At 67.2% G+C, this 616-nt stretch carries 1 protein-coding gene and 1 pseudogene; both read left to right on the top strand.

Annotated elements, in window-relative coordinates; genetic code table 11:
• Window positions 1–12: 12 nt before the first annotated feature.
• Window positions 13–108 (top strand): annotated as a pseudogene (locus PUT07_RS35510) (transglycosylase domain-containing protein); the annotation flags it as partial.
• A gap of 61 nt (window positions 109–169) precedes the next feature.
• Window positions 170–505, top strand: coding sequence for a cellulose binding domain-containing protein (locus tag PUT07_RS35360; protein WP_274473521.1), 336 nt, complete (start codon window positions 170–172; stop codon window positions 503–505).
• Window positions 506–616: the final 111 nt, after the last annotated feature.

Raw genomic sequence — 616 nt, 5'->3', positions numbered from 1 at the left:
CCCAAGGACTACATCCTCGCCGGCTACATCAACACCAGCTACTACGGCCGCAACGCCTACGGCATCCAGGCCGCGGCCCAGGCCTACTACCGCAAGGACGCCGAGAAGCTCAGCGTCGCGCAGGGCGCCTACCTCGCCGCGCTCCTCCAGCGCCGATCGGATCGCGAGGATGCCGCACAATTCGCCGTGCGCGCCCGCCTTGGGGCTCATCGCGACCGCGTGCATCCCGGTCAGCGTCACCAGCCAGTGGAGCACGGGCTACACGGGCCAGGTGCGGATCGCCTGCTCGGGCGCCTCGCTGTCGTCGTGGCAGGCGACCTGGACGTTCGGCGCCGGGCAGCGGATCACCCAGGCCTGGAACGCGAACTGCACGCAGTCGGGCACGGCGGTCAGTTGCGCCAACGCCCCGTACAACGGCTCCGTACCGGACGGCGGTTCGGTGACCTTCGGGTTCAACGGTTCGTGGAGCGGGAGCAATCCGGTGCCGGTCGTGACACTGGGATGAGCCCGGGTCCGGAAATCTGAGAATTTCCGAAGAAAAGGCGCCCTGAACTCCCTGCCTGTAATAATTCGGACTTATGTTCCTGCCCGTGACGGGACACCACGGGGACGAGGG

It is taken from the genome of Paenibacillus sp. MAHUQ-63 (assembly GCF_028765165.1).
Classification (GTDB): domain Bacteria; phylum Bacillota; class Bacilli; order Paenibacillales; family NBRC-103111; genus Paenibacillus_E.
The sequence above is the reverse complement of the archived record's forward strand: the minus strand, read 5'-3'. Positions and strand labels throughout refer to the sequence as shown.